The 8,156-nt window shown below is 68.2% G+C and carries 6 protein-coding genes and 1 pseudogene; 2 read left to right on the top strand and 5 right to left on the bottom strand.

Annotated elements, in window-relative coordinates; all coding sequences use genetic code 11:
- Positions 1 to 227: pseudogene (locus NK1_RS35095) on the top strand (hypothetical protein); the annotation flags it as partial.
- 135 nt (positions 228 to 362) lie between these two features.
- On the opposite strand, the gene NK1_RS23950 reads toward NK1_RS35095, so the two are convergent.
- From NK1_RS23950 to NK1_RS23930, 5 genes are all read right to left on the bottom strand, one after another.
- Entirely contained in the window at positions 363 to 1,433 is a 1,071-nt protein-coding gene (locus tag NK1_RS23950) for a lactonase family protein (protein WP_157104407.1), read from the bottom strand.
- A 233-nt stretch (positions 1,434 to 1,666) separates the two neighbouring features.
- Positions 1,667 to 2,035: a DUF742 domain-containing protein gene (locus NK1_RS23945; protein ID WP_063012115.1), complete on the bottom strand. Its 369-nt coding sequence runs from the start codon at positions 2,033 to 2,035 to the stop codon at positions 1,667 to 1,669.
- A complete protein-coding gene (locus NK1_RS23940; RefSeq protein ID WP_063012137.1) occupies positions 2,032 to 2,469 on the bottom strand; it encodes a roadblock/LC7 domain-containing protein in 438 nt (145 codons plus the stop codon). The genes NK1_RS23945 and NK1_RS23940 overlap by 4 nt, the downstream gene beginning before the upstream one ends.
- A gap of 14 nt (positions 2,470 to 2,483) precedes the next feature.
- Positions 2,484 to 4,634, bottom strand: coding sequence for a sensor histidine kinase (locus tag NK1_RS23935; RefSeq protein WP_084461458.1), 2,151 nt, complete (start codon positions 4,632 to 4,634; stop codon positions 2,484 to 2,486).
- 288 nt (positions 4,635 to 4,922) lie between these two features.
- Entirely contained in the window at positions 4,923 to 6,503 is a 1,581-nt protein-coding gene (locus NK1_RS23930; RefSeq protein ID WP_063906094.1) for a sigma-54-dependent Fis family transcriptional regulator, read from the bottom strand.
- A gap of 434 nt (positions 6,504 to 6,937) precedes the next feature.
- On the opposite strand from NK1_RS23930, the gene NK1_RS23925 reads away from it, so the two are divergent.
- The gene (locus NK1_RS23925) at positions 6,938 to 8,116 is read left to right on the top strand and encodes a PucR family transcriptional regulator (RefSeq protein ID WP_063012109.1); all 1,179 of its coding nucleotides are present in this window, start codon (positions 6,938 to 6,940) and stop codon (positions 8,114 to 8,116) included.
- Positions 8,117 to 8,156 lie beyond the last annotated feature (40 nt).

Here is an 8,156-nt window from a genome sequence, read left to right as displayed (position 1 = left end):
TCATCGGCTGCATCGCGGGCGCTGCCCTCGGTGTCGTCGCCACCGGTGCGCTGGCCACTCTGTTCGGCCTCGGCCCGCTGGGTGGCTGTGTCGCCGGTGCCGCCGCTGTCGGCTTCCTGGGTGTGCTCGCTGGGCAGATCTTCGTGACCGCTCCGGTCGCGATCGGCGCCGCGATCCAGTACTTCGCGACCATCAACGCCCCCTTCAAGCCGGCACCCAGCAAGTAATCAGCGTTTCCGTTGCCGGACTACGTGGCGATGCCCTCACAGCGTTTGCTGTGAGGGCATCGCCGTCATTACCGGGACGGAGTTCTCGTGTGCGCAGCGGGGCGAGCGAGTGCCCCGCCGCGACCGGATCGTGAATTATGCGCCGGGGGTGACGAATACGCCGGTGGCGCCGTCGGAGAACACCACCCCGGTTTCGGCCGGCGGCTCACCGGTGGGTTCGAGCGCCCCGTTGTCGAGAACCCGGTAGGTGAATACCTTTTCGGTGCCGGCGGCCGTCAGTGTGTCGATGACATAGAGCCGCTTCGCGTCCGGGCTCAACACGACGCGTCCCGGGAAGTGGCCGGGCTCACTGGGCGCTTCGGCGCCGGGAATCGGGGCCAGCGCACCGTTGTCGAGAATGGCGAAGCCGCTCACGCCCATTCCGGTGGTCTGCGGGAGATACAGGTATCTGCCGTCCGGGGTGATGGCCATTCCGTGCGGGGTGCCCTTGGTCGGGAACCGGCCGATCGGTGTCAGGGCGCCGGTGGGCGAAATGCTGTATGCCGACACGTCGTTGGTGCCTTCGTTGGTGATGTAGAGGAATTTCCCGTTCGGCGTCACCGAGGGTAGCGCCGGCCGGTCGCCCGTGGCTACCTGCGGTCCGGCGGGGGTCAGATGCCCGTCGTCGCCGATCGCGAAGGAGTCCATGGTGGCGCCGATGAAGCTGGGCGCGAACAGGAATCGGCCGTCGGGCGAAACCGTCGGGATCGACAGGCCGCTGGTGGCGCCCGGAATCGTGGCCGAGGCGACCGGGTGCAGCGCGCCCGAGGCAGCGATGGCGTAGGTGCGCACTTCGTTGGTCACCGAGCCGACCGTGGCGAACAGCCACCGTCCGTCGGGGCTCACCACCGCTCCCACCACCGGCTGTCCGAGATCCAGCCGCGCCTCGGCCAGGGGGGCGAGGGAGCCGTCCGGATTCACGCGGAACCCCTGCAGCGTGCCCGAAATGGTATGCGCCACATACACATAGCGGTTGTTCGGGGTGGCGGCGACGCTGAGGGTGCCGGTTTCGATGGGAACCGTCGGGCCGGTGCCCGACAAATGGCCTCCCGATTCGCGCAGCACGCCGAGGTTCGATGATCCGGTGCCTCCGACCAGCAGATAGCTGGGGCCGGTCGGATCCGCGCCCGCCATCGGGGTCCCGACGACTCCGATCGAAACCCCCACAGCGACGCCGATCGCCGCGGCCAATGCCGACGTTCGCCGCCGCCCTTTCCGGGACGACGCAACTTTCCCGGTGCTCGGGGTATTCCGATCGTTCAAGACAACCTCCGTTGGTTGGCGACCCGCCTACGCGGGTCGGTGGCCCGACATCGATCCGCCGGACCGCTGCCACGAACGTATGACCAGAGTTGGACGCGAGGTGTCCAATTTTTTGGACAGACCGACACTGAGGCTGATCAGATTTTTCGTAACCCGGCCAGGACCGCCCGCAGAAATACCGGATCGTGGCCGACGTCGGGATGCGGCGATCGGAAATCGATATATCCCGCGGTGATCAGATCCCCGACGAGGATTTTCGCCACCGTGACCAGCAGCCCGCAGCGCGCCGCGATTTCCGCGATCGATTGCGCCCGGCCGCGGCACAGGGACAGGATCTGGCGGTATTCGCGGTCGAAATTCTCGATGTCGTTGTCGAAGTCGAGGGCCGTCACCAGCGTGAAAATGTCCAGGTCGTGCAGGTTGGTGCCGGTTCGCCCGCGGGTCGTGGCGAAGGGCCGAACCAGCGGTCCCGGATCGTCGTCGATCGGTGAATCGTCGGGTGTCACGGCTGGTACGGCGGGGCCACTGTTTCAGACATTCTGGGGACCGCCGACAGGTGCTCGCGCACCTGGCCGATGATCACATTCATTTCGTAGGCGATCAGACCGAGGTCGGCTTCGATATCGGCGAGCAGCGCCAGGCATGCCCCGTTTCCGGCCTCGGTCACGACCAGGAATCCCGATTCCAGTTCGATGACCGTCTGATGCAATTCACCTTTGCCGAAATGTGAGCCGACGCCGCGAGCCAGGCTGTGCAGTGCCGAGGCGATGGCCGCCAGATGTTCGACGTTCTCGCGGCCGAGACCGCCGGATCCGGCCATCGGCAATCCGTCGGCGGACAGGACGACCGCACCTTCGGCCCCGGAAACTCGGGAAACCAGTTTGTCGAGTATCCAGTCCAGCCCGGCCGGGGCGGGAGCGGTCGAGGGGTATTCGTTCATGTTGCGGCCGTTCACTATTGGTCGGAATTCTGCTGTGTGCCGTTGCCGGCGGAACTTCGGGCTTGCCGTGTCCCGCGCTGGAACGAGCTCATCGCCGCGCGTGCCACGTCCGGGGTTCGTAGCCGCTCGGACGCCGACGGCGGTGCGGACCCGATGTGCCGGCGCGCGGCCGGCATACCGTGGTCGGGCCGTATCCTGCGGGGCAGCGGGGTGCGGGGCGGTCCGAGGGTGTCCGGGTCGGCGGGCGCGACGTCCAGGCTCACCCCATCCAGCGCAGCGGCGGGGATGAGCACGATCGCGGTGACGCCGCCGTAGGGCGATTCGCGCAGGGTCACGCCGATGCCATGCCGTCGCGCGAGGCGACCGACCACGAACAGTCCGAGCTGGCGCCGGCCGGTCAGCGCCATCTCGTGGAATTCGGGCGGTTCCACCAGCAGGGTGTTGACCTGCTCGAGTTGTTCGAACACCATGCCGAGTCCGCGGTCGACGATTTCGACGACGGCACCGCGGCCGACGATGCTGCCGTGCACGGTGATCGGGGCGTCGGGCGGGGAGAAGTTCGCCGCGTTGTCGATCAGTTCGGCGAGCAGATGGACGAGGTCGGCGACGGCGGTGCCGAGCACGTTCACCGGTGGTAGCCGGACGGCGGTCACCCGCGCGAAGCCCTCGGTTTCCGAGGCCGCGCTGCGCACGATCTCCTCCAGGCCCACCGGCCGGCGCCATTGCCGTCCGGGTTGGCGGTCGCCGAGGATCAGCAGGTTCTCGGCGTTGCGGCGGGCCCGGGTCGCCAGGTGGTCGAGCTGGAACAACAGGTCGAGATGATCGGGATGGTCTTGTTTGGCTTCGGCCACATCCAGGACGTCGAGCTGGCGGCGGACCAGGGCTTGACTGCGGAACGCGATATCGAGGAAGACACGGTTGAATCCGTCGCGGGTGCGCGCTTCGGCGACGGCCGCGTCGATGGCGGTGCGCTGGGCGGCGGCGAATGCGTCGGCCACTTCGCCGATCTCGTCGGCGCCGGTGTCCACGGGGGTGGTCTCGCCCTGCACATCCACCGATTCGCCGCGATGGATGCGTTCGATGATCGCGGGAAGGCGGTCGTTGGCCAGTTCGAGGCTGGATGAGCGCAGCGACCGCAATCGGCGTACGAGCCGCCCGGCGAGTACGAGGGCAGCGGCCACGGCGAGCAGGGTCGCGATGACGAGGCCGGTACCGGCGGTGATCGCCCAGTTCATGGTTCGGTCGGCGACGCTGTGGGTCAGTGCGACGGTGTGACGGTACTGATCGGCGACCACCGAGATCAGCCGGGCTCCGACCGTTTTCTGGGCGGCCCACCATCGGTCGTCGGGGGTGTCGAGGCTGCCCCGTTCGGCGAGCTGGTTCTGGGCGGCATCGGTGAGGCGCCATTCGGCGCTGTCGGTCAGGGCATGGAACGCGGCTTGCGGATCGGGAGCCAGCCGTGGCACCACGGTGTCGAGCTGCTGGCGATACGCTCCGGTCAGCTCTGCCAGGGTTCGGCGTCCGGAAGCGTCGAGCGCGCCGCGGGATTGGGCGACCGCGGCGTAGTCGAGTGCTCGCGCATGGGTGTCGACCGCACGGATCAGCGCATTGCCCGTCATATCGCCGGCGAGTGTGTCGTTGTCGGGTGAGTTGTTGATGTCGCTGTCGTACCCGGCCTCGGTGGTGGCGCCGATGAGCAGGGTGTAGAAGGCGTCGACGGCCTCGGGGGTGATCGTGCGGGTATCGACACCGTGTCGTGTTTCGCCGAGCTTCGCCACGATCTGCCCGAGCCGGCTACTGACCTCTGCCGCTACCGCTGGGTCGATATCTTGTGCGCGCGAGGCGATGTCGGCGGTTTCGGCCATCGCGGCGTCCAGCGCTTTCCGGCGGCCCGTCAGATCCACCGCCGAGGCCGGGGCACCGCCGGCGACCAGCATGCCGGCGGTCCGCTCGTCTTCGACGGCGGTGACGAAATGCAGCAGCGGATCGATGATGCCCTGCTGATAGTTCGACCACACCCGGACGGCGTGTGCCCGGGTGCCCAGGACAGCGAGGGTGACACCGCCGGTGGCCAGCAACAGGGTGCTGGGAATCAGCGCGATCGCCAGCACTCGCGTTCGAATGCCGACGCGCCATCGCGAGCGCGGGGCTTCGGTACCTGTCATCAATGGAGTCCAAACGTCGATGTGGGCGAGTTGCCCCCGGGGTCCGGCACGCGTTGTCGCCGCGCGCGGACCCCGGAGACCCCCCAACCGCCGAAATCGATCGGGTCGGACTACTCCGGCGGAGTCGGAGTGGACGTGCCCGTACGCGAGCCGACCGCGACCGTCCGCCGACGGGTCGCGATCAGCGTCAAGTCCGGAACTGTCCGGGGCCGGCTGATTCGGCGCCCGACCCACAGTAGAGAGGCATCCGGCCGGTGAGTGTCCAAAGTTTTGGACACTCACCGTGATTCAGTCGATGTGCAGGGCGCGCAGCCGGTTGTACAGAGTGGAACGACTGACTCCGAGCGCTCGCGCCGCTTGCAGGCGGTTGCCGCCGGCGGCTTCCAGGGCCGCGACGATGACCTCCCGCTCGGCCTGCCGGAACGGCGACGCCGGTGCGGGACGCTCGCGGTGCGAGGCCGGCAGATCCGAGGGAATGATGTCGCCGGCCGAGCGCAGTTCGGCGACGGTCGCGATCACGCGCCGCAGCTCCGCCAGATTGCCGGGCCACGGTTGTTCGGCCAGGATGCGCAGCGTCTCGGCGGTCAGCCGGGTCTGCCCGTCCGGATTCACCTCGGCGAGCATGTGCCGCGCCAGCTGCGGGATTTCGTGGCGGCGGCGGCGCAGCGGCAGCAGTTCGTTGCGGTGGTTGCACAGCACCACCAGTGGGGCGTGCACGCTGTCGAGGTGTTCGCCGGGGGTCGAGGTCAGCACGACGTTGCGCCGCGCGCCGCGCAGATACCGGGCCAGCAGTGTCGTCATCTGTTCCGAGAGCAGTTGGATGTTTTCGACGACCACGGCGGGTCCCGCACTGCCGAGCAGGAGTTCGGTGTCGGCGGCCCACGCCTGTTCGCCCAGCCGCACGATTTCGGTGGCGTCGAGTTCGGTCGCATCGGGCCCTGCGGCCTCCCGGGCGGCGGCGGAGCGGCCACTGCCCAGTTCGCCGACCACCAGCAGCGGCCAGCCCAGTGGCCGCGCGGCGGGACGCTCGCCACGACGGGTGTCCTGGTCGGGGACGATATCGACCAGCACGCCGTGGTCGTCGTCGACCGGGACACACCGCAGGCGGACGGTGCGTCCGGAGACCAGGGTGAGGCGGTGGATGGCCTCACCGGCGAAGCGGGTGCCCTCGACGCACATCCGCACGGCCGCGTGATCGGCCGGTTCCAGCAGATCCAGAGCGGCGGGTGTGGCCAGGACCAGGCCGTGCCCGACCGCGACGACCGCTCGTTTACGCCGGGTCGCCGCGGCTTGGAAGGCGGTCAGGAGCTGACGCTGCGACTGCGAGGCGTCGAGTTGGAGGCGATCTTCGATCTCACGGACCACCCGCCGCGCGAAGGGCGGGAACAGCCGGTGGTCGTCACCGGCCCGGCCGCTGATGTCGAGGACGCCCTCGAGCCTGCGGGTGACCGGATTGACGATCGGATGCCCGTAGCAGGTGAAGCCCTGGAACGCCGACATGAAGTGTTCGGGGCCTTCCACGAGCAGTCCCTGCCGGGTTTCGATCGGGGTGCCCACCGCGTTGGCGCCGACCTCGTCCTCGGCGAGCCGGATACCCGGCACCACGCCCAGATCGGCGACGCCGCGCAGTGTCGAGCGGTCCGCGCACTGGACATCCACCACCCGGGCGGAATGGTCGGCCAGCAGCAGTGTGACCGAGGTGCCGTCCAGTTCGGCCGTGGCTCGTTCGAGCACGGGACGCGCCGCCCGCGTGAGGCCGGAGTCGACGGCGATCGCGTCGGAATCGAATCGGGGCGTGACATGTTCGTCGAGGCCGTTGAGCCGGGATCGTAACCACGCCGACGCGATTTCGGGTCGTGCCGGTCTCATGCCGGGATGCGCCGATATCGAAGGCACGCGACACCACCTTGTCTCGCCTGACTCGCCTACCCTGTTGCGCTTCTCGATGGCATGGCGAGTGTGAGTATGTGAGAAGCATTATATTTTATGTACGAAATGATGCAAGTCACATCCTCGGCGGAAAAACCGCGCGGTGACCAGCACCGACGCCGCCGTCCCGGGGTGTGTCCAAATACTTGAACACTTCGCGGTCGGCAGCGCCCGTAGTCTCGGGTAACTCGAACGATCTGGGCGCTACGCGCCAGCGGAGTCTACGGTCCCCGCGCACACCGAGTCTGCGTTTCGACCCGAATACGGAATCGACGAAGGAGATTTCCGATGCCCGAAACTCGCTACTGCGCTCCCACTCCGTTAACGGCGCTCGCACGCCGGATCTCGGGGTTCAACTCCGGATAGGAGGAGCAGTGCCGCAAAGACAACTCGCGCGGGCGGACCGCGTCCCACCGCCGCATCCCGCCTCGCCTCGTAACGACCGGCCATCGGCCTACGGCCACAACCTCACTCACGCCGTCCAGGAATGCCTCGAGCTGTCGATCTGCATTCTGGCCGGCCAGGAACGTCCCGAACATCTACAGCGTCTGCAGCATGAGGCGTCGTGCTGGGCACGCGACGGGATACCCATCGACACGATCCTGCGACTGATGCACGACGGTGTCCGGCTGGCCATCGATCTCGTGACTCGCAGCGCGGTGCCGCGGATCGGCCCAGCCGGCGTCCGCCGCCACACCATCGACAGCGACGTCGTTCTGGACCTGCTGAACACGATCACCTCGACGGTCGCCGGAGCCTATGCACGTCAGGTCCAGGCCGCCGCCGACCGTCATCACCAGCACGCCGCTCGCGCCCTCGCTACCGCCTTGCTGGAGGGGCGCCCGACCTCGGCGCTGACCCGACACGGCGGAATTGTGATCGCCGACGAGTACTGGGTACTGGCACTGACCGTCCTGCGATACCCGGATTCACTGTCCCCGCGGGCCGACCCCGACCTCCTGACCGCCGCACCTCTGCGCCGGGTGCGAGCCGAGCTCGCCGACCGATTCCGCGGCGCCGCACTGGACGTGCTGTCGCTCGACGGCGGCTCCGTACTGGTGCCCACGTCGCTTGTGGAGGAAACCGGTCTCGACGCACTCGTCGCCGACCTCACCCGGACGGCGGGTGTGCCGATCGCCGCCGCGGTCACCCGGGCCGAGGCCGGCGCCATTCCCGCGGCCGCCGACCGTGCGCACGAGCTGCTCGACCTCACGGCCCGGCTCGGCATGACCGGATTGCATCGCTTCGACGATCTGGCCCTCGAGTATCAGCTCACCCGCCCGGGCCCCGGCCTGGACAAGTTGAGCGCGCTGCTGGATCCACTCGACGACTACCCCGAATTGCTCAGCACGCTGCAGTGTTTCATCGCCCACGACCAGAGCCGCAAACGCACGGCCAATCGGCTGCACCTGCACCCCAATTCGGTCGACTACCGGCTCAAACGCATCGCTCAACTCACCGGCCTGGACGTGTCGCGCTCCACCGGCCTGTGGTATCTGCGCTCCGCGCTCATCGCCCGCAGCCACCGCCGCCCGATCATCCGAACGTCGTAGTCGAATCCACCCGGCGTCAGATGCCCTCGCGCTGTGCCCT

It is taken from the genome of Nocardia kruczakiae NBRC 101016, assembly GCF_001612965.1.
Taxonomy (GTDB): domain Bacteria; phylum Actinomycetota; class Actinomycetes; order Mycobacteriales; family Mycobacteriaceae; genus Nocardia; species Nocardia kruczakiae.
The sequence above is the reverse complement of the archived record's forward strand: the minus strand, read 5'-3'. Positions and strand labels throughout refer to the sequence as shown.